We start from the raw sequence: 20591 nt of genomic DNA on the forward strand, positions 1-20591 counted from the left end.
ACTGTCTTGGTGAGCGGCCACTTCACTAACCGGAAGCGGCAAGCGGAATCCAATGATTAAGATTATGAATAGAAACTAGCAAACCGGTTAAACTTGCATCGAATTTCTGGTAATTTTGAGCGATTTGATTATATTTAAAAGTAATTGGGTAAGGGGGGCAGCGAGTCTGATGATGAAGCGAGCACAACGTGGATTAGTTATTTATCATACCGGTGTGACACTGTTAACGCTCTGGTCGGTGATCAACGTGAGTTTGATGATTTTACGGCTGGGCAGTCATGCAGTTGAATTGACGATTGCTAACAGTTTATTAGTGGTGTTTGCTATTGATTATTTCGTCCGGTTAGTTGTGACGAAGAATCGCAAGATCTTTCTCATTCAGTCGGCCTTTGATTTGCTGGGGATTATTCCGTTACATCCCGTTTTTGCTTTCTTTCGACTGGGTCGGTTGGTCCGGTTAATTCGGTTTCACCACCTTTTTTGGCGGTTGGGGATCGCTGGTAAATGGACGAAGGCTTATCACCGTTTTATCTATAAAACAGGATTTATCTATTTGTTTTCGATTAGTGTAGCCATCATTGTTTTGAGCGCTTTTCTCTTCTCGTTAGCTGAGAAGCAAAGCCTGGCTAATTCACTTTGGTGGGCGATTACAACGGCCACGACCGTAGGGTATGGGGATGAGACACCTCATACGGCGGTGGGTAAGATTGTTGCCAGCTTCCTGATGTTCGGGGGCGTTGGTTTCATTGGGTTGCTGACCAGCACCATCATGGATTTCTTTACCAGTCGGGCCACGCAATTGGCCACCGACCACGAAGTCCAACAGCAGGCTGATTTGGTGAAATTGTTGACGAAGATCGATGTCTTGGCTACGAAGGTCGATCAGTTACAAGATAAAATTGTTGCCCTAGAAAAAACGACGAAAAAAAACACGCCCTCCCATTAGGAAGTGGCGTGTCACCGTGATTAATGAACAAATTGTAAATTGTAATTTCCTTGACCATCCGAAGTGATGGTGTAGGTGCTGTAACCTTCTTGAAGCCATTGATTCTTGGAAGCCTGTGCCCAGTTCTGCGCATCAGCAACCGACGAAAAGGTGTGGGTCGTGCCAAACGAAGTTGGGTTGTGACTGCTGTCCTTATTAGGTGCACTAGACGTGCTGTTAGCAGAACTTTTCTTCGTTTGTGCCTGATCCAGTAGCTTTTGCTCACGGGTCTGAACAGCGTTGTTCGACTCGTTGTTAATAATATTCTGTAATTTTTGTTTTTGCGTAACGGTAAGGCCACTGTCATCGTACTGACTGTAGCGCTTCTTGAAGCTCTCAAAGGCGGACTGTTCCGAAACTGAAGAGGAACGAGCCGCAACGGAAGCACTGACACTGGATGAGCTACCAGTGCTGGCACCAGAAGGGTTGTTGTGGTGGTTAATGGCTAGGACCAGCAAAATGGCAATAGCCAGCGTTAATAACGTCATGATCCATGGCCACCAGCGACGCGGCTTTCTTGGCCGTTTGCGAGTGGGCTGATCTGACCCCTGGTTAAAGTTATACCGTTGTACGCGTGATTTTGGTTCTTGGTTGTTCAACTGAAAAACCTCCATGTCCAGAACGGTGTGAAAAAACAAGCTTGCCGTCGGGACGACAAACTACCACACCCTTCATAATACCGCAAAACACCGCCAGAACAAAATTTTCCTGCTGATTTCGGAGATTTCTTAACCTTTCTTACCGCGAAATCAGTCAACCTATTGTATGATAGAAGTGGAACTAAGTCTGAAAGGTGGTTTTTATTTTGCATAATGATATTCCTGCATTACCGTTAAATAATGGCAACCGGATTCCCCAACTCGGTTTAGGGGTCTTCCAAGTCGATAACGCTGAAGATACCAAGAACGCGATTAAGTGGGCTTTAGCAGCTGGGTACCGTCACATTGATACGGCCGCATATTACGGCAACGAACAGTGGGTTGGTGAAGCTATTCGTGAGAGTGGCCTCAAGCGTGAGGACGTCTTTGTGACCTCTAAGCTGTGGAATAGTGAACGTGGTTATGATGAGACGAAGGCGGCCTTCCAAGCAACGTTGGACCGTTTAGGATTTGATTACTTGGATATGTTTTTGATCCATTGGCCAGCTCCTGGTTACGTTGACAGCTGGAAAGCAATGGAAGACCTCTATAAGGAAGGCAAAATCAAGAACATTGGGGTGTCTAACTTTAATCAGAAGCAGATGGATGAGATCTTGGAAGCAGGGACGGTTAAGCCAGTCGTTGATCAGATTGAAACGCACCCGTACTTCCAACAAGATGAGATGCACGCTTACCTTGAAAGCAAGGGGATTGCGCATGAAGCTTGGAGTCCACTCGGCGGTGGAAACAATAATGCCTTGAGTGACCCAGTGATCAATGAGTTGGCCGCTGCGCATGACGTTAGTGCTGCCCAAATCATTTTACGTTGGCACGTTCAACGAGAAGAAATTGTGATTCCGAAGTCCATCCATGAAGCTCGGGTTCAACAGAACCGCGACATCTTTGCCTTTGGGTTGGATCAGGACGAAATGCGAGCCATTGCCAATCTCGATGCCGGCAAACGGGTGGGTCCAGATCCAGACGATGCCGCCTGGTTGAAGAAGTCACAGACCTACAGTAGCCGCAAGTAATTAGCGGTACGGTGGAATATCTTTGGCTGTTGCTTGGGGTACCAGTTGATCGGTCAACGTGTTCACGACCGTAATGGGTATCCGGGCAAAGGGACTGAAAAAGTGGGGATGATCTGGGTCGGGAACGTCCTGGGTCTCCTTGAGTTTAGGAACTAATGCGACTAGGTCTTCCTTGTGAAGATCTAGTTTTTTTGCATAATAGACGACCTCGCGGTAACTGAAGTTTTTAAAATAGAAGTAGTAGCAGAGTCCGGCTACCACAAAATACCAGAAAATCGTCCATTCCAGGCCAATGGTACTGGGGTTGAGGAACCCGATGAAAATTGCAGCGACAACAAAGATGAGATAAAGCCCGATAGAAAGAGCGGCCCAACGCTGTTTATGCGTCAAATGTAGCACCTCGTTCTGTTTAGATTTGTGCTCCTAGTGTACGTGGTTTGGTTAGGAAAATTCAAGCTATTTCGTTAAATCTTCCTCGAAAGTTTAGACATTAACCGCCAGTCGTGTATAATAACACGGTATTATTTACTTTGGACCTCGATGGACGCCTTACCGGGCGAGAAAAATAGGCTGGAACGCTGTGAACGCGATTTCGAGCCAAAGAGCGGTCTCGAAACTCGGTTCTGCCTAACCACGGAAAACCACCGTGCTAAGGCAGTGCCACGGCTGAGCCTATTTTTATCGCCCTCGCGGCTGATAGGGGTCTATGCAAATAATTTCTATCAACGTCAGTTAATGTGAATGTTGATGGATGATGGTTAGCGCAATGTTAGCCGTGAGGGCGGGACTGTAGGTGCTCAGCCATGAAATTTCTCTTAGCTGAGTGATCTGCTCAGGTTAGAGAAAGACCGGACTTTGAGACCGCTTTTTGGCTCAAAGCCGTGTCCATGGCGTTCCAGCACCTACAGTCCCGCCCGGTAAGGCGGCCAACCCCAAACCAAGAACAATGATGAAGTCAATCGCGAAGAAATGAGAGGTAGACAAAGTGAGTTTAAGTTTTGAAACGATTCAGCCGGCCGACTATGAACAGGTTGATCAGATCGTCAAGAGTGCCTTCGCTGCTATTGAAGAAAGTGACGGCGATGAGGTACCTCTGATACACCGACTGCGAGCAACGTACGACTATCAACCTAGTTTAGAAGTAGTCGCCAAGGCCGATTTAACGACGGTGGTGGGCCATGGGTTGCTAACCCCCGTTACTATCCGAGGGAGTCGCCACAACACGACTATCGTGGCCTTAGCACCACTAGCCGTGGCGCCCGACCAACAGGGCCAAGCCATCGGGAGTCAATTGCTGAGTGAGTTAGAGACTCGGGCCCGGCTAGCTGGATTTACAGCGGTCAGCGTGGTGGGGGATATGAACTTCTACGGGAGCCGCGGTTACGTGATGGCCGAAGATTTCTCAATTCATAATTCACTACCAGTACCGATGGGAAGCAACTTGATCAAACCGTTGACAGCTGGGGCTTTAGCTCACGTTGGTGGGATGATCGAATACCCAGCCTCATTTAAATAAAATTTAGATTAGAGGTTGACGGGGTTTTCTCATCGTGCTATTATCAAATCAATCAAATAACGAACGCTAATTTCCATTACCAAGTAGCGTGTCATCTGTGCGTCAGAAAGTCGGTGGTTGCTGCGAACCGATCAGGGTGATTACGACGAAATACAGTGGAATGTCCTGGTACGCCAGGCGGACAATTACTAGAGCCGTTACCATCTAGAGAGTGGAGTTACTGGGTCTAGAACCAGTGGCTCAAGTTGGGTGGTACCACGGTTTAAGTCTAATCGTCCCTGTTGCATAGTTGCAGCGGGGACGATTTTTTTGTACATAACTTGGCGAAGATAAGATAAAAAGAGGAGCGATTCGATATGAAAGAAGAACAACCAAAGACAAATTGGCGGCCAGTACGTTTTGGCGAAGCCATTACCATCTTATTAGCAATGTTAGTCATTATGGGTTTTGGAGTTATCAAATTCGGGTTATCACCAATGACCCCCGTGTTACTAGTAATCGCGTTAGTCATTCTGTGGGCCAAGCTTCGTGGCGCTGAATGGGATGACATTCACGGTGGCATTATTGAAGGAATTAAAACTGGGATTATTCCCATCTTCATCTTTATTTTAATCGGGGCGTTGATCAGTGTTTGGATCGCCGCTGGGATTATTCCTTCCATGATGGTCTTCGGGTTTCATTTAATTTCTGCACAGTGGTTCGTTCCTTCCGTATTCCTAGTTTGTGCTATTATCGGGACGTCCATTGGGAGTGCCTTCACCATCATCTCAACCATTGGAATTGCCCTCTTCGGAATGGGGACCACGATGGGCTTCAACCCAGCTTTAGTTGCTGGGGCCATCATCTCCGGTGCTATCTTTGGTGATAAGACGTCACCACTTTCTGACTCGACTAACCTGGCTTCGGCCATCGCTGAATCTGAATTGTTTGCCCACATTAAGAACTTGATGTGGTCCACGATTCCCGCTTTCTTGGTTTCCTTAGTGCTCTACTTCATCATGGGAACCGGTGCTTCTGACACCAATGCTTTAGGCAAAATCAATGCGACGTTGGCGACGTTAAACGGCCACTTTGCTATTACTTGGTGGGCAGCTTTACCATTAGTTATTATGTTGGTTTGTGCTTGGCGGAAAGTTCCTGCAATCGCGACCTTGTTGATCAACATTGGTTTGGCTATCGTCATGATTTTCATTGAAAAGCCTTCAACGTCTCTGAGCAGTATTGCCACAATGATTGAATCTGGCTTTGTTTCTAAGACTGGTAACGCTAGTGTAGATGCTTTGCTGACTCGTGGTGGGATCAGTGCCATGATGTCCACCGTTTCCCTGATTATCCTGACGCTGACCTTGGGTGGCTTGTTGATGAAGTTCAACATCATCCAAACGGCCATGGTACCGTTGGCTAAGCGCCTGAAGAGTTCTGGTTCATTAGTTACAGCCGCTATCCTGTCTGGGATTGGCGTAAACGTCTTCGTTGGTGAACAGTACTTATCCGTTATCCTACCCGGGAAAGCCTTCAAACAAACCTTCAACGACCGTGGCTTGGACAACTTGGCCTTGAGCCGGGTCCTTGAAGATGGTGGGACCGTTATCAACTACTTGGTTCCATGGGGGGTTGCCGCCGTGTTCGCTGCCAACACGTTAGGGGTCTCTACGTTGGCATACCTACCATTCTGTTTCTTCAGTCTCTTATCGCCACTCTTCTCTATCCTCAGTGGGTTCACTGGTGTTGGGTTGAAGCGCCTGCCTTCTAGTGATGACAGTAGTGCTACGGCCGCAACGATGGCCGCTGATGGCCGTTAATCAATAACTTTATAAAAAAGTCCAGCACCCTAGAGGTGTTGGACTTTTTTGGTGTAAATGTAGTCTGCGGCGTTGAGGTTCAACGTAATTTCCCGGTGCTGTGGTAATTCTAAATACAATAGATTTAAGTTGCGGTCGCATTTGGTGATCCGCACGGGAACGTCCAACGGTAGCGCAATTTCTTGCAGGTAGTCAACTAAGTCGGTTGTTTCCAAGTAGCTTTGGCAAATGACTTGCTGGCCGGTCACGACGTCGCTGAGGCGGGTGATGTGGGTGTCATCCAGAACGCGACAGAGTTCCAGAACGCCGCCAAAGGGGCTCCGTTCTGGTTGACCGAGATAAGAATTGAGGGCAGTAGCGGTTGCTGGTGTTAAAGTATCCGCCATGGCCCAAGCCTGAGCGGGAACTTGTGATAAAGGCAACTTCAGCTGTTGTGTCAAGAGAACTTCACAAAGGCGGTAGTTATGTAGTAACTGACAGGCAAGGTGACGACCGCGGTCGGTGAGAGTTACCCCGGTGTAACGGCGGCGGTCGACTAATTCATCACGTTGCAGTAGCCGCGTGGTTTCAGTTACGGTAGCTGGTGAAACGTTGGCAAAGTGGCGAATCTGTTTATTGCTGACTCGTGGCCGAGCAAAGCTGCACTCAGCAATGATTTTTAAGTATGAATGACGCTGGTGTTCCATCTAATCAACTCCCCAGTCAGATCAGAAAATGTTAATCTCCCCTAAAAAAATGTTTATTACAGTTAAAAGTCTACCCGTAAGTGGTAGATGTTGCAAGTTTTCTTTTTTACTCCTTATTTGAGTGACTAATTGTACGTACTTTTAGACGGTAAATACCGAAGGCTGGGCATTTATTCACTAATTAAAGTTATTTTTGAAAAAGTTTTGGGTTATTCTGGTCGGTGAAATGATGACTAGAATGGCAATGATGAAAGCGCTTAAAACACTAAAATAAAAATTAACCAAGGTATATTAAAGAGTTAAGTATCCCTAAAAAAGTGTTTGATTTAGCAAAACATTGAGTTACAATGGGCCTTGTAGGAAATAGAAGGGGGTCTTCGTTTTGAGTGATACACCAAAGAAGCACAAACTCATTGAGTACGCCAATGGGCGCTCGCTTGAAGAGATTAACGGTACGGTTAAAGTACCCAAGGGGAAAGGGTTCTGGAAAACACTATTTATGTATTCTGGGCCTGGCGCGTTAGTTGCGGTTGGTTACATGGATCCAGGTAACTGGTCAACGTCCATCACTGGTGGGCAAAATTTCCAATATCTATTAATGTCGATTATCTTGATCTCAAGTTTGATCGCGATGTTGTTGCAATACATGGCGGCTAAACTTGGTATCGTGAGTCAGATGGATTTGGCCCAAGCGATTCGGGCCCGGACGAGTAAGTCGTTGGGGATTGTTTTATGGATCATGACAGAATTTGCGATTATGGCGACGGATATTGCTGAAGTTATTGGGGCAGCGATTGCCCTGTATTTGCTCTTCCACATTCCGTTGGTTGTTGCGGTATTTATTACGGTATTAGATGTTTTGCTATTATTACTGTTAACCAAGATTGGTTTCCGGAAAATTGAAGCTATCGTGGTTTGTCTGATTCTGGTTATCTTAGTGGTCTTTGCCTACGAAGTGGCGCTGTCTAATCCCGATTGGGGTGGCGTTATTGCTGGTTTAGTACCGAGTGCTAAGACGATTTCTTCAACGCCACAAGTTGGCGGCCAAACCCCAATCAGTGGGGCATTAGGAATTATTGGGGCCACAGTGATGCCACATAATCTTTATCTGCATTCAGCAATTTCGCAAACACGGGAAATTGACCATAATGATGAAGACGATGTTGCACGTACAGTTAAGTTCACCAGCTGGGATTCCAATATTCAGTTGACCTTAGCCTTCTTCGTCAACGCCTTACTGTTGGTCATGGGAGTTGCTGTGTTCAAGAGTGGCTCAGTGAAAGATCCTTCATTCTTCGGTCTATTCCAAGCCTTGTCGGATACAAGTACCATGAGTAACGGTGTCCTAGCTGGCGTAGCCAAGACGGGAATTCTATCGACGCTGTTTGCCGTTGCCTTACTTGCTTCTGGGCAAAATTCAACTATCACCGGGACTTTGACGGGTCAGGTTATCATGGAAGGTTTCGTTCACATGCGGATGCCGCTCTGGTTGCGGCGGTTAGTCACCCGGTTGATTTCTGTGATTCCGGTTCTGATTTGTGTGATGTTAACGAGTGGGAAGAGTGCCATTGCTGAACATGAAGCTCTTAACGACCTGATGAACAATTCGCAAGTCTTTCTGGCCTTTGCCCTACCGTTCTCCATGCTACCGTTATTGTTAATGACGGATAGTAAGTTGGAAATGGGACAACGATTCAAGAACACTCTGTGGGTTAAGATATTAGGCTGGATTTCTGTGTTAGCTCTGACCTACCTGAACTTGATTAACATGCCAGCATCCATTCAAGGTTTTTATGGGGATACGATTACAGCTGGCCAAAAGATTTTCGCGAACAATTTGGCTTACGCCCTGGACGCTGCGATTATTGCCATGTTGATTTGGACGGTTCTAGAATTACACCGTGGTAGTAAGCGGGTTGCCGCTCAGCTCCGTGCTGAACAGAATGCAACCACGAAAGAGGAGGCCTAACTAATGGCAACGACTTTTAAACGAATTTTAGTTGGCGTTGATGATTCAGCAGACGCCTTATTAGCCTTTGATTACGCAATTCATCAGGCAAAGAAGGACGATGCTGAGCTCGTCATTGTCTCCGTGTTGGAAAATGATGAAATGAACGTGTACCAGGCACTGGACAGTGATTACATCCACGGGGAACGGGATGCACTGAAGGAACACGTGAAAACCTATCAACAACAGGCTGAAGCAGCGGGCGTTACCAGGGTTAAGGTGATCGTCGCTGAGGGAGAACCTGGTGAAACAATTGTGAAGAATGTGATTCCTCACGTTGAACCGGATTTACTGGTCATTGGATCAATTGCCAAGAAAGGTGTTAGCCGACATTTTGGGAGCCAAGCAGCTTACATGGCCAAGTACGCCAAGATTTCGGTCATGGTGGTCCGTTAAACCTTACGAAAGTAAAATGACTTATCCGAAGTCGGTCAAGCTGGAAGTCCAGCCTGGCCGGCTTTTTGCGACTAATTGTTTGGTAGCAATGAGAAACTTCTTAAATGGGAGGGCAAACGGTACTTTTCGGGAGCGACTAGCCTTACACTTGCCGTGGCTCAGGTAAGGTGGGTCGTTAGGGGGAGTGATTGGATGGACAAGGAAAAGAAACATAAGTTGATTGAGTATGCCAATGGTCGGTCACTGGAAGAAATCAATGGCACGGTCAAGGTTCCCAAGGATCTGGGATTTTGGAAAACGTTGTTTGCTTATTCTGGACCTGGTGCGTTGGTTGCCGTGGGGTATATGGATCCTGGGAACTGGTCGACTTCCATTACTGGTGGCCAAAACTTTCAATATTTATTGATGTCTGTCATCTTGATGTCAAGTTTGATTGCGATGCTCTTACAGTACATGGCAGCTAAACTTGGCATCGTGAGTCAGATGGATTTGGCCCAAGCCATTCGGGCTCGAACCAGTAAGTCATTGGGCGTAGTTTTGTGGTTACTCACGGAGTTAGCCATTATGGCGACGGATATTGCCGAGGTCATTGGGGCAGCAATCGCGTTGTATCTGCTCTTTCACATTCCGTTGGTCATTGCCGTCTTTATCACGGTGTTCGATGTGCTGTTACTCTTGTTATTAACGAAGGTGGGATTCCGGAAGATTGAAGCAATTGTTGTTTGTTTGATCATGGTAATTTTGTTCGTCTTCGTTTATCAAGTTGCGCTGTCTAAGCCAGATTGGTTAGGGGTGGCCAAAGGATTGATTCCAACGACTAAGACGTTCTCCACGGGTACGCAGGTCAGTGGGATGACGCCGTTGAACGGAGCTTTGGGAATCATCGGTGCAACCGTCATGCCACATAACTTATACCTGCACTCGGCTATTTCTCAAACCCGGTCGATCGATCACAATGATGAAGACGATGTGGCGCGGACGGTTAAATTTGCAGGGCTGGATTCAAACATTCAGCTGACCTTTGCCTTCTTTGTCAACGCTTTACTTCTGATTATGGGGGTCGCGGTCTTCAAGACTGGCGCGGTCAAGGATCCATCGTTCTTCGGGCTGTTCCATGCCTTGTCAGACACTAGCACCATGAGCAACGGGTTGTTGAGTAGTGTTGCACGGACCGGTGTTTTGTCTACGCTGTTTGCAGTGGCCTTGTTAGCTTCCGGGCAAAATTCTACGATTACTGGGACGCTATCTGGGCAAGTTATCATGGAAGGTTTCGTCCACATGCGGATGCCCTTGTGGCTGCGGCGGCTGGTGACCCGGTTATTGTCCGTGATTCCCGTCTTGATCTGTGTCGTGTTGACCAGTGGTAAGAGCGACATTGCTGAACACGAGGCCCTCAACGACTTAATGAACAATTCACAAGTCTTTCTAGCGTTTGCGTTACCGTTCTCGATGTTACCGTTGCTGATGATGACGGATAGCAAGTTGGAAATGGGAGAACGGTTCAAGAATTCTTGGTGGCTAAAGATTCTGGGTTGGTTTTCCGTGATCAGCCTGACCTTTCTGAATATGGAAGGCTTGCCGGGTCAGGTCCAGGGCTTCTTTGGGAGCAATGTGACGGGCGACAAGTTGCTGCTGGCCAATGGCATTGCTTACGTATTGATTTTTGCAGTGTTGGCGTTGTTGACGTGGACGGTGGTCGATTTACACCGCGGTAATCGGCGACTGGCGGCAGCTAAAGCTAAGGATTTAGAGTAGGGGGAAGGATACATGCCAACAACTTTCAAAAGAATTTTAGTTGGGGTGGATGATTCGGCGGACGCCTTACTAGCCTTTGATTACGCGATTCATCAAGCGGTTCGGGATGAGGCGGAGCTAGTGATCGTGTCAGTCCTAGAAAATGAAACGATGAGTGTTTATCAAGTTTTGGACAATGACTATATTCATGGCGAATATGATGAATTGAAGGCGCACATTCAACGTTACCAGCAACAGGCTCGTGATGCTGGGGTTAAGCATGTGCGGATGATGATTGCGGAGGGTGAGCCCGGTGAAACGATCGTTAAGGATGTGATTCCCCAGGTGCAGCCAGATATTTTGGTGGTCGGATCGATTGCTAAGAAGGGTGTCAGTCGGCACTTTGGCAGTCAAGCGGCCTACATGGCCAAGTACGCACCCGTTTCGGTATTAGTCGTCCGGTAGTCTTATTAGAAAAAACACGTCGTAAAAATCAGATCACCTGATTTTTACGACGTGCTTTTGTTTAATAACTATCGCCATTCAAGATGGAACTCTTAACGATGACGTAGTCGACCGTTCGAATATCCAAGAGATTACGACCGCCCGCGTAGGAAATAGAGGATTGTAGGTCCTCTTTCATAGCGTTGAGCGTGTTCGCAATATCACCACGGAATGGGACCAACATTTGCTTACCTTCGACGTTACGGTAGGCGCCCTTTTGTTTTTCAGAGGCGGAACCCCAGTATTGCTTGAAGGTCCGACCGTCGATGGTCAGTAAACTACCAGGGGATTGTTCGTGACCGGCCAGCATTGAACCAATCATGACCATGCTAGCGCCAAATCGAACTGACTTAGCGATGTCCCCGTTATACCGGATACCACCGTCGGCAATGATTGGCTTGCGGGCAGCCTTGGCACATAGCCGTAGGGCTGCTAGTTGCCAACCACCAGTCCCGAATCCGGTCTTGAGCTTCGTGATGCAGGCCTTACCAGGACCAATACCAACTTTAGTAGCGTCGGCACCAGCATTTTCCAGTTCACGGACAGCTTCGGGGGTACCAACGTTACCGGCAATGACGAAACTGTTTGGCAGGTGTGTTTTGATTTGCTTGATCATACGAATCACCGCGTCACTATGGCCGTGAGCAATGTCGATGGTAATGTATTCTGGCACCAAGTTAGCAGCGGCTAACTCTTCGATAAAAGCTTGTTCGTCGGGTTTAACCCCAACACTAATGGATGCAAAGAGTGATTTTTCATGCATCCGTTCGATAAACCCGCGTCGTTCCTCGGGTTGGAATCGGTGCATCACGTAAAAATAATCATGTTGCGCTAGCCAAACCGCCAACGGTTCATTGATCACCGTTTCCATATTGGCCGGTACGACGGGAATTTTAAACCGGTGGGGGCCAAATTCAATGCTGGTATCGGCTTCGCTACGGCTTTCAATGATACATTTATTAGGAATTAATTGGATGTCTTCGTAATCAAATACTTCAGCAGGATGCATGTGGGTCACTCCTTGTACTTAGTTAGGTTAGGCGTTCCAGACGTCTTGTAAAATGTTGGTTTGTTCCCGGTCCGGGCCGACGGAAAGGGTAGCCAGGTCAACACCGACTAATTCAGCTAAACGCTTCACGTAGTTTTGCGCGTTAACGGGCAGTTCTTCAACGGAATGACAGTGGGTGATGTCTTCCGTCCAGCCAGGGAATTCTTCATAGATTGGTTGACAAGCGTCCAGGTCGACCAAACTGGCTGGATAGTGGTAGATGGTTTCGCCGTTTAATTCGTAGGCAGTACATAACTTCAGGGTCTTTAACCCGGTTAAGACGTCTAAACAGTTCAATGAAAGACTGGTTAAGCCAGAAACCCGCTTGGCGTGACGGAGGACAACACTATCGAACCAACCGATTCGGCGAGGTCGTTTTGTGACCGTTCCGTATTCATGGCCAACTTCGCGAATTGTATCGCCAATTTCGTCAAATAATTCAGTTGGGAATGGCCCGTCACCAACTCGGGAGGTATAAGCTTTGCAAACACCGACAACGTGGTCGATTTTAGTAGGGCCGACACCGGAACCGATGGTAACGCCACCAGCAACCGGGTTGGATGACGTAACGAATGGGTAAGTTCCGTGGTCAATATCGAGCATAACGCCTTGAGCACCTTCAAAGAGGACGTTCTTGCCAGCGTCGATAGCGTCATTGATGACAACGGAGGTGTCGGTGACATGGTTTTTGATTTGTTGCCCGAGGGCGTAGTATTTATTGAAGACTTCATCAAAGTCTAAAGGTTCTTCATCATATAATTTGGTTAAAACATTGTTCTTTTCGATTAAGTTTTGGCGTAGCTTGTCCGCAAAGATATCGTGGTCCAATAAGTCGGCCACCCGAATACCAATTCGTTCAGCCTTGTCCATGTAGGCAGGGCCGATTCCCTTGTTCGTGGTCCCAATCTTGTTTTCCTTAGCCTTTTCTTGGGCCTGATCTAACAGGATATGGTAGGGCAAGATGACGTGGGCCCGGTTAGAGATTCGTAAATTATCGGTTGCGACGCCATGTTCGTTAAGGTAGGCCAATTCTTCAATTAAAGATTCTGGATTTAAGACGACACCGTTACCAATCACGCTGGTCTTGTCGGCGTAGAAGATCCCTGAAGGAATCAAGCGTAACTTGAACGTCTGACCATTGAAGACGATGGTATGACCGGCATTGTCACCACCTTGGTAGCGGGCAATGACATCAGCCTTCTCACTTAGAAAATCCGTGATCTTTCCTTTACCTTCATCGCCCCATTGACTACCAACTACTACTGTTGATGACATTGCAAACACCTCATCGTTATTATTTGCTCGGCCGAACGCCCAGCAGAAATAAGTGTATCAAGTTCGTGTGAGAAAAGCAAGCAAAAAACGAACAATTATTTATTTATGTTAGGTTAAAGTTCTTTTAATTAAGGGAAACAACTAATTATATAAAGATACGAAGGTGAAATAACTAGCTAAAGTAGGATGTTCTGTGATATGATTGTTTGTGGAGAAAAAAGCGAATAAAGTCTTTAATGTTCGGGTTTTACCTGAATTCACGGGAGGAAAACACTATGTTAGAGCGCTATACCCGACCAGAGATGGGCAAAATCTGGTCCCTTGAAAATCAATACCGATCCTGGTTAGCTGTTGAAATTGCCATTGACGAAGCTTGGGCGCAGTTAGGCGAAGTACCAGTTGCAGATGTGCAAAAAATCCGAGATAATGCCAAATTTGATGTTGATCGGATTGCTGAGATCGAAGCCGTGACGCACCATGATATTGTGGCCTTCACGCGTAACGTTTCTGAGTCCCTAGGTGCTGAACGCAAGTGGATTCATTTTGGTGTGACGAGTACTGATGTGGTCGATACGGCTCAGGGGTACCGATTGAAGCAAGCTAATGCGGTCTTGCGTCAGGATTTGGTGGCCATCATCGCGACGTTAAAGCGATTGGCACTTCAATATAAAGAGACGGTCATGATTGGTCGGACGCATGGTATTCAAGCGGAACCCACGACATTTGGGTTAAAGTTAGCTCGATTTTACGCTGAAATGCAACGCAATCTGGAACGATTTGACCGGGCCGCCGCTGCCGTTGAGACTGGTAAAATTAGTGGGGCCGTTGGAACGTTTGCCAACGTACCACCAGAAGTTGAGGCTTTCGTCTGTGACCAGTTAGGTATCAGTGCGCAGCCTGTTGCTAGTCAAGTGTTGCCACGGGATCTACATGCCGATTACATTGCCACGTTGGCCTTGGTTGGGACTGGGGTCGAGAATATCGCGACGGAGATTCGGAGCCTCCAGCGTTCGGAGATCCATGAGGTAGAAGAACATTTCAACCCGGGTCAGAAGGGGTCTAGTGCCATGCCACATAAGCGCAATCCGATTGGCTCAGAGAACGTTACGGGATTAGCCCGGGTACTACGCGGCACCATGGTCACTGCGTATGAAGACGTTAGCCTCTGGCATGAACGGGATATTTCTCACTCATCCGCTGAACGGATGATTTTACCGGAAAGTACAACGTTGTTGGATTACATGCTGCATCGGATGAACAGCATTCTCAGCAACCTAGATGTCTTCCCGGAAACTATGAAAGCCAATATGGGACGGACTTATGGGTTGATCTACAGTCAACGGTTGCTACTTAAACTGATTGAATCGGGGCTGAGTCGTGAAGCCGCGTATGATTTGGTTCAGCCGTTGACGGCTCAGGCATGGGACGAACAAAGGCAATTTCGGCCGTTGGTTGAAGCCAAAACGGAAATTACCGATCGCCTGACTCCCGAACAGATTGCTGATGCTTTTGACTATCACTTACGTCGCGTTGATTTTATCTTTCAACGACTGGGGTTAACGAAGTAGAGACATTTATTTTTTGAACCTTAACGCAAAAAAATCGCACCGTTCTTAGGGAAGAACGGTGCGATTTCTTTTCATGAGGAGTGCGTTCACATAAGGGGGTGCGAACGCAGTTTAGAGGAGTTGGTTAGGCTTGAGGGAACCTAACCAGGGAATGATTCTCTTAGGGGGAGAGAATCTAAAAGGGGATTGGATATAGATTTTGATTAGTAATAGTTATTGGCTAATTACTATGGTTATTACTATACCCGGAGATTGTGAATAGAAAAGGTCAAAAGCCGTGACGACTTTTTGATAAATTGGTAAAGAAAAAATAAAGTGTGAAGATTCTTCGAATACGACCAAAACGCCGTTAAGCTAGGCTTAAGGTTACTTAGTTAGTTGAAATAAGTTTGCAAAAATTCTTCAACGTGTTGCTGATAACGGGTCGGGTTGATCCAGAAACTTTCGGCATGTGAAGCGTTTTTCACAATCCAAAGCTGTTTGGGCGCGTGAGTCGCCGCATAATTTTCGTAGGCCATGCCAACTGGCACGTAAACGTCCTTTTCGACATGAATGAAAAGAATGGGACGCTTGTTCTTCTTCAGCTGTTGAGTAGCCGTCACATCGCCGAGATAGTAGCCTAGCCGGCGCTTAGAAATAGTGCTGACTAGCGGTTCAATTGGATACTTGGGGAGGTGGAACTGCCGTTTTAATAGGTAGGTCAATTCAGCCTCGATGCTGGAGTAGCCACAGTCTGCGATAATCGCTTTGACTTGTGGGGGTAGACTTTCCCCGGATAACATTTCCATGGTTGCGCCACCCATGCTGACACCAAACATGAGAATCTTTACGTCAGTGTTGGCTCGGTTAATGACCTGTTGAATCCATTGGAGATAATCTAGTCGATCCAACCAGCCGAAGCTAATGTACTTCCCAGCACTTTCACCGTGGCCCCGATCGTCCGGTAAGAGGACATTAAAGCCCAGACGGTGGTACATTTGCGCAAAGTTGGCCATCGTTTCACCATTTCCCTTATAACCATGGGAGATGATGACAGTCTTTTCACTAGGTGTTTCAGCGGGAATGTATTCTGCGACCATCCGGTTTTGCGGGTCGTGTTCGTGGAGATACCATTTTTCCTTGTCGACCTGCTGGAACCAGTCGACGTAAGCGTAGTAAGCGTCAGCATATTTTTGTTTATCAGCCGAAGTTTCGGGAACATAGTTGACCCGCTTAAAGGCAAAGCTGAATAAGCGTTCACTAGCAATCAATGAGGTGGCCGCAATCCCTAGCAGGGGTAACGTCCAGGTCAGCGTTTTTCTCTTCATCGTTAATCAGGTCCTTTCGAATTATTGTTAAAAAACCAGACTACCCGCTAACACGGTTAGTCTGGCACGGACTAGGCGTCCAAATAAAGTTGTTTTAAATTAGTTAAGTCGCTACGTGATAGACCCAGAACGTCCTTTAAATAATCTTGCGTCCCACCATACTGAGTATTGATAATTCTATTTGCGGCGTCAAAGTAATCGTTGCTAACGGAGTACAGTGCCCGAATATTTGAGGCAAAGGCTTCACCATAGCCCTTCTTTAAGGCATCTGCCGTGACCAATTTAATGTGTTCAGCTGAAGTTTCATTCGTCATCAGGTAATCTTGGCGAATCGTCTGGGGGTCAACTCCCAGTGCACTCAACACAAAGAAGGCCCCCATTCCGGTCCGGTCCTTACCTGCTGTACAGTGAAACAGTACGGATTGTTGTTCATCTTCGTTAGCTAATAACGTTGCAAAGAAGTCGTGGTAGGCTTTCTGCGCAGAATCTAAGGTGACCATTTGGCGGTAGACGTCGACCATGTGGTCGTGACCAGCCGTGCCGTCGTTGGAAAAGCGTTTTTGCAAGTCAGCCTCGCTGGCCGAAGCATCCGTCTGATCATCCGCGGGAAAAACCGGGAGAAAATGATACTTGACTCCCACTGGTACGCGGTCTGGCGATTGGACCTGTTCGTCTTTAGAACGGAAGTCGACGTCGGCCACGACACCATAATTGCTTAACATTTGTTGATCTTCCGGGGTGAGCTCAGCCAACCCAGCGGTCCGCAACAACTTGTGCCACTTGACCGTGTGTCCGTCAATCGTCTGGTAGCCGCCAAGCTCCCGGAAGTTCCGACCGCCAGTCACATGTAAAATTCGTTGGTTGTCTGTCATTCGTTTTACCACCCTTTCAGTCATCAGTTGTTACCCTTTCTATTTTACCGGTTTTTCAAAAAATTACCTAGCAATTGGTTTTAGAAGAGGCGTTTTCGCCCAAAAGGCTGTATACTGTCAATTAAGAGTGAGAATTGACGAAGGCAAAAGATAGGGTGATAGTCGTGAGTTTGCGTGGGAAATGGTTACTTTTCAAGACCCAGCATAGTCAACTTAAGCAACAGATCCAGCAAGCGTTTTTACAGCCTAGCCGGCAAAACCGGGCCGTAGTCCCCGAAAAGTTCCCAGCCAACATGGTGACCAAGGAACGCAAGGTCTTCGGTGGGCGGTTGTTGACCGTGGCTTCGGGTGCGCCCTTGCCGCAACACGTGTTGTTATTCCACGGTGGGGCGTACACCATGCAGGGAATCGACAGTCACCGCAAGTTAATGGAAACATTGGTCGATCAAGCTAACCTGAGAATCACGTATGTTGATTATCCGTTGGTTCCAGAGGCAACTGTGGACGATACATTGGTGTTTGCAATGAATAGTTACAGCTATTTACGCGCCCAGTATCCCGATGACCAATTCTTTTTAATGGGTGATTCTGCCGGTGGTGGCTTGGCGTTGTCATTGTTACAACAGTTAAAGGAACACCAAGAACCACTTCCTGTTGGGACTATTTTGATTTCGCCATGGACGGATTTGAGTATGATGAACCCGGACCTGAAGGTGGCTGCTAAACACGATCCATATCTAACGTTAGCGACGTTAAAGAAAATTGGATTTGCGTACGCTGGTGATCATCCGGTGACGGATCCGCTAGTGAGTCCCATTTATGGGAGTTTTGATAATTTGGGCCCAATACAGTTGTACTTTGGTGCTAATGAACTATTAGTGGCCGATGATGAACGGTTGCTTCAAAAACTTGAAGCGGCTGAGGGGACTCCCATCAAAGCCCGCCGGTTGAAGTCGATGCTGCATGATTATATTCTGTGGAATAAATTACCAGAATCTAAACGAACGTTGAAGGAAGTTAAGCAGTTTATTCTAACGGGAGAACTGGGTTAAATGGGTTCGCCAAGACCATCCGTCTTGGGCCCCATCTCGATGTAAATAGACCGCAACAAGGAGACCGTGTCCTGGGACACGGCCTTTTTGTCGTGCAACAGCTAATGGGAATACCCATTAAGCCCAAATTAGTTTTGAATCACAATAACTGTCATAGCGCCCGTCTTTGTTAACCCGTCTAATTTATCGGTAATCAACCAGTGGCTCCCCATTCTTTTTACGACTAACGGCGTATAATATGAACATACAAAGGGGATGGACTCATGAAAATACGCTTGATTGTGGCTAGCCTGGTGGTTGGGCTGCTGGGGATTACTGGTGTGCAAGCCAGTGCAGCATCGACAGTGCCGCTGGCCACACCGTACCGGGAGAGCTCACTAACTGGCCTTAAAAAGGTTAAACAGGTCGCTAAGGGGAAGACGGTGACGTTGGACTTAGTATTGAAGACCCGTAATGCCAGTAAGTTACCGTCCACGGCCTTAGCTGTTAATACGCCAGGAAATTCGCAATTTCAGCAATTTCTGACACCGAGCACGTTTCGGTCTAAATTTGGCCAATCAACCAGTACGACTAAACGTCTGACGACTTACTTCAAAGCTCGGCATCTGAAGGTTGTCACGTTTAATGATGGCTTAGTGATGCAGCTGAAGGGGTCAGCTGCCGCGATTGATGCCACCTTCGCAACTAAGCTTAAAACGGCGAGTTACCACGGCCAAAGACTTCAGTATTCTAAGAAGACGCCGCGATTGCCCAAAAACGTGGCGCAACCCATTGAAGCGGTCGTTGGTATTACCAATTTAGTTAAGCTCACGAGTCTATCGGAACCCGGGACCACGGCGAGTGACGGACCAACGACGGATGGTGCCCCCCAGAACTTTCTCTCGCAGTACCACGCCACAAATTTGGCCGCTAATAGTCAGGGCCAGGGTCAAACTATTGGTATCATTAGCTTCAGCAAAGTAAAGACGGCAGACATCACTCATTTCTGGTCAGAAGAGGGCGTCGCGGCTTCTGCCAACCGGATCAGTGTGAAGTCCACTGGCGGGATGAATGTTTGGGGAAACGTTGACCCAGGTAACGCCGAAACTTCGTTGGATGTAGAGCAGGCTGGCGCGCTAGCACCGAAGGCCAAAATTCGGGTCTACACGGCGTCACTCAGTGATGTTGGGTGGATCAACGCCTTTGCCAGCGCCTTTGGTGAAAATAAGGCCAGTTCCCTCTCCCTGAGTTGGGGCCTGTCAGAGGGGGTTCTCCAGAGTCTCAGTAAGGATCACTTATTAACGCCACTATACGGAAACATTATGAGCACGCTACTATCTCAGGGAGCGACGCAAGGGGTGTCAACTTTTGCGGCCTCTGGGGACAGCGGTGCTTACGGAGAAGAATTAGCGGCTAACGGTGACGTAAACGAGGGAATCTACGCCAACTTCCCAGCTAGCAACCCGTGGGTCACGGCGACTGGTGGGACGACATTGCCATTTTCTGGAGACTTGCAGGATGGCAATCACGTCACCGTTAAGCGGGAACGAACCTGGGGTGGCGACGCACTATTTAATGCATATCATCGTGATCCCGCCTTCTTTAAAGCAAATTCGGACGCTATGGATACGTTGCAGAGTGGTAGTGGTGGCGGGATTTCTACGCTGTACGGCACGCCGAAGTATCAACAGGGGGTTTCGGGGGTCAACACTTACAATGCCCGGCAGTACTTGTCTGCTAGTGGCTTGCCCCGGCTAAATCCTAAATTAATTCAAGGCCGTCAGAGTGGTCGAAACTTCCCAGACGTTGTGGCTGACGCTGATCCACTTACAGGATATGATTCCTACACGTCCAGTGATGGCTGGCAAGTTATCGGGGGAACCAGCGTCGTGGCACCGCAGTTTGCGGCCATGGCGGCCCTGATGAACGGTAGTCGGACACACCGAATGGGTCTGTGGAATCCGCAGCTTTATGGCTTGGCGCAAACGTCGGAGTCGCCGTTTACTCAACTGGATGCCACTACCAACAACAGTAATTTGTTCTACGTGGGCCAGCCCGGTAAGACTTACAACCAAGCCGCTGGATTGGGTACCGTGAACTTTGACGAGTTAGCGCACGCGTTCCAATAAAAAATAGAGTGGGCTAGAAGGCACTAAGCGGAGCGTTTCAGCAACATAGATTTGAATATGC

At 47.6% G+C, this 20591-nt stretch carries 18 protein-coding genes; 11 read left to right on the plus strand and 7 right to left on the minus strand.

The genetic code is table 11. From position 1 onward, the window contains the following. Window positions 1–169 precede the first annotated feature (169 nt). Window positions 170–946: a potassium channel family protein gene (locus AB3Y94_RS09395; protein WP_367295988.1), complete on the plus strand. Its 777-nt coding sequence runs from the start codon at window positions 170–172 to the stop codon at window positions 944–946. 20 nt (window positions 947–966) lie between these two features. Here the strand turns inward: AB3Y94_RS09395 and AB3Y94_RS09400 are convergent, their stop codons facing one another. Next, window positions 967–1584, minus strand: coding sequence for a hypothetical protein (locus AB3Y94_RS09400; protein ID WP_367295989.1), 618 nt, complete (start codon window positions 1582–1584; stop codon window positions 967–969). A gap of 206 nt (window positions 1585–1790) precedes the next feature. On the opposite strand from AB3Y94_RS09400, the gene AB3Y94_RS09405 reads away from it, so the two are divergent. Further along, complete coding sequence (locus AB3Y94_RS09405) at window positions 1791–2654, plus strand: aldo/keto reductase (protein ID WP_367295990.1); 864 nt, start codon at window positions 1791–1793, stop codon at window positions 2652–2654. Here AB3Y94_RS09405 and AB3Y94_RS09410 read toward each other — a convergent pair whose 3' ends face one another. Then, window positions 2655–3044: a hypothetical protein gene (locus AB3Y94_RS09410; RefSeq protein WP_367295991.1), complete on the minus strand. Its 390-nt coding sequence runs from the start codon at window positions 3042–3044 to the stop codon at window positions 2655–2657. Window positions 3045–3639: 595 nt separating this feature from the next. Here AB3Y94_RS09410 and AB3Y94_RS09415 point away from each other — a divergent pair. Together AB3Y94_RS09415 and nhaC are read left to right on the plus strand one after the other, a co-directional pair. After that, window positions 3640–4170: a GNAT family N-acetyltransferase gene (locus tag AB3Y94_RS09415; RefSeq protein WP_367295992.1), complete on the plus strand. Its 531-nt coding sequence runs from the start codon at window positions 3640–3642 to the stop codon at window positions 4168–4170. A gap of 356 nt (window positions 4171–4526) precedes the next feature. Further along, window positions 4527–5972 (plus strand): Na+/H+ antiporter NhaC, encoded by a 1446-nt coding sequence (gene nhaC / locus AB3Y94_RS09420; protein ID WP_367295993.1) that lies wholly within the window; start codon window positions 4527–4529, stop codon window positions 5970–5972. Window positions 5973–6001: 29 nt separating this feature from the next. Here the strand turns inward: nhaC and AB3Y94_RS09425 are convergent, their stop codons facing one another. Then, on the minus strand, window positions 6002–6658 hold the full coding sequence (locus AB3Y94_RS09425; protein ID WP_367295994.1) for a metal-dependent transcriptional regulator: 657 nt from the start codon (window positions 6656–6658) through the stop codon (window positions 6002–6004). 382 nt (window positions 6659–7040) lie between these two features. Here AB3Y94_RS09425 and AB3Y94_RS09430 point away from each other — a divergent pair, with 382 nt between their 5' ends. The 4 genes from AB3Y94_RS09430 to AB3Y94_RS09445 all read left to right on the plus strand — a co-directional run bounded on the left by AB3Y94_RS09430 (window position 7041) and on the right by AB3Y94_RS09445 (window position 11261). After that, complete coding sequence (locus tag AB3Y94_RS09430) at window positions 7041–8627, plus strand: Nramp family divalent metal transporter (protein ID WP_367295995.1); 1587 nt, start codon at window positions 7041–7043, stop codon at window positions 8625–8627. A gap of 3 nt (window positions 8628–8630) precedes the next feature. After that, window positions 8631–9062, plus strand: a complete 432-nt coding sequence (locus AB3Y94_RS09435) for a universal stress protein (RefSeq protein WP_367295996.1) — start codon at window positions 8631–8633, stop codon at window positions 9060–9062. Between the two features lie 192 nt (window positions 9063–9254). After that, a complete protein-coding gene (locus AB3Y94_RS09440) occupies window positions 9255–10817 on the plus strand; it encodes an Nramp family divalent metal transporter (RefSeq protein WP_367295997.1) in 1563 nt (520 codons plus the stop codon). 12 nt (window positions 10818–10829) lie between these two features. Continuing rightward, window positions 10830–11261 carry a universal stress protein gene (locus tag AB3Y94_RS09445; protein ID WP_125682980.1) on the plus strand — a complete coding sequence of 144 codons (432 nt, stop codon included), beginning with the start codon at window positions 10830–10832 and terminating at the stop codon, window positions 11259–11261. Window positions 11262–11322: 61 nt separating this feature from the next. On the opposite strand, the gene AB3Y94_RS09450 is transcribed toward AB3Y94_RS09445, so the two are convergent. Together AB3Y94_RS09450 and AB3Y94_RS09455 are read right to left on the minus strand one after the other, a co-directional pair. After that, window positions 11323–12309 carry a GMP reductase gene (locus AB3Y94_RS09450; RefSeq protein ID WP_367295998.1) on the minus strand — a complete coding sequence of 329 codons (987 nt, stop codon included), beginning with the start codon at window positions 12307–12309 and terminating at the stop codon, window positions 11323–11325. Window positions 12310–12336: 27 nt separating this feature from the next. Beyond that, complete coding sequence (locus AB3Y94_RS09455) at window positions 12337–13623, minus strand: adenylosuccinate synthase (RefSeq protein ID WP_367295999.1); 1287 nt, start codon at window positions 13621–13623, stop codon at window positions 12337–12339. Window positions 13624–13898: 275 nt separating this feature from the next. Between AB3Y94_RS09455 and purB the strand changes: the two genes are divergently transcribed. Further along, a complete protein-coding gene (gene purB, locus AB3Y94_RS09460; RefSeq protein ID WP_367296000.1) occupies window positions 13899–15191 on the plus strand; it encodes an adenylosuccinate lyase in 1293 nt (430 codons plus the stop codon). Between the two features lie 374 nt (window positions 15192–15565). Here the strand turns inward: purB and AB3Y94_RS09465 are convergent, their stop codons facing one another. Continuing rightward, a complete protein-coding gene (locus tag AB3Y94_RS09465; protein WP_367296001.1) occupies window positions 15566–16498 on the minus strand; it encodes an alpha/beta hydrolase in 933 nt (310 codons plus the stop codon). A gap of 71 nt (window positions 16499–16569) precedes the next feature. Further along, window positions 16570–17370 carry a tyrosine-protein phosphatase gene (locus AB3Y94_RS09470; RefSeq protein ID WP_367296002.1) on the minus strand — a complete coding sequence of 267 codons (801 nt, stop codon included), beginning with the start codon at window positions 17368–17370 and terminating at the stop codon, window positions 16570–16572. Between the two features lie 155 nt (window positions 17371–17525). On the opposite strand from AB3Y94_RS09470, the gene AB3Y94_RS09475 reads away from it, so the two are divergent. Beyond that, window positions 17526–18422 (plus strand): alpha/beta hydrolase fold domain-containing protein, encoded by an 897-nt coding sequence (locus AB3Y94_RS09475; protein ID WP_367296003.1) that lies wholly within the window; start codon window positions 17526–17528, stop codon window positions 18420–18422. Window positions 18423–18685: 263 nt separating this feature from the next. After that, window positions 18686–20530 carry a protease pro-enzyme activation domain-containing protein gene (locus AB3Y94_RS09480; RefSeq protein WP_367296004.1) on the plus strand — a complete coding sequence of 615 codons (1845 nt, stop codon included), beginning with the start codon at window positions 18686–18688 and terminating at the stop codon, window positions 20528–20530. Window positions 20531–20591 lie beyond the last annotated feature (61 nt).

The sequence above is a fragment of the Levilactobacillus yonginensis genome (assembly GCF_964065165.1).
Lineage (GTDB): Bacteria > Bacillota > Bacilli > Lactobacillales > Lactobacillaceae > Levilactobacillus > Levilactobacillus yonginensis_A.

Bases quoted from the DNA above. Each gene is read 5' to 3' on its own strand.
- AB3Y94_RS09395 (WP_367295988.1), top strand. From the start codon at position 170: ATGATGAAGCGAGCACAACGTGGATTAGTTATTTATCATACCGGTGTG.
- nhaC (WP_367295993.1), top strand. From the start codon at position 4,527: ATGAAAGAAGAACAACCAAAGACAAATTGGCGGCCAGTACGTTTTGGC.
- AB3Y94_RS09425 (WP_367295994.1), bottom strand. From the start codon at position 6,658: ATGGAACACCAGCGTCATTCATACTTAAAAATCATTGCTGAGTGCAGC.
- AB3Y94_RS09435 (WP_367295996.1), top strand. From the start codon at position 8,631: ATGGCAACGACTTTTAAACGAATTTTAGTTGGCGTTGATGATTCAGCA.
- AB3Y94_RS09440 (WP_367295997.1), top strand. From the start codon at position 9,255: ATGGACAAGGAAAAGAAACATAAGTTGATTGAGTATGCCAATGGTCGG.
- AB3Y94_RS09445 (WP_125682980.1), top strand. From the start codon at position 10,830: ATGCCAACAACTTTCAAAAGAATTTTAGTTGGGGTGGATGATTCGGCG.
- AB3Y94_RS09450 (WP_367295998.1), bottom strand. From the start codon at position 12,309: ATGCATCCTGCTGAAGTATTTGATTACGAAGACATCCAATTAATTCCT.
- AB3Y94_RS09455 (WP_367295999.1), bottom strand. From the start codon at position 13,623: ATGTCATCAACAGTAGTAGTTGGTAGTCAATGGGGCGATGAAGGTAAA.
- purB (WP_367296000.1), top strand. From the start codon at position 13,899: ATGTTAGAGCGCTATACCCGACCAGAGATGGGCAAAATCTGGTCCCTT.
- AB3Y94_RS09465 (WP_367296001.1), bottom strand. From the start codon at position 16,498: ATGAAGAGAAAAACGCTGACCTGGACGTTACCCCTGCTAGGGATTGCG.
- AB3Y94_RS09470 (WP_367296002.1), bottom strand. From the start codon at position 17,370: ATGACAGACAACCAACGAATTTTACATGTGACTGGCGGTCGGAACTTC.
- AB3Y94_RS09480 (WP_367296004.1), top strand. From the start codon at position 18,686: ATGAAAATACGCTTGATTGTGGCTAGCCTGGTGGTTGGGCTGCTGGGG.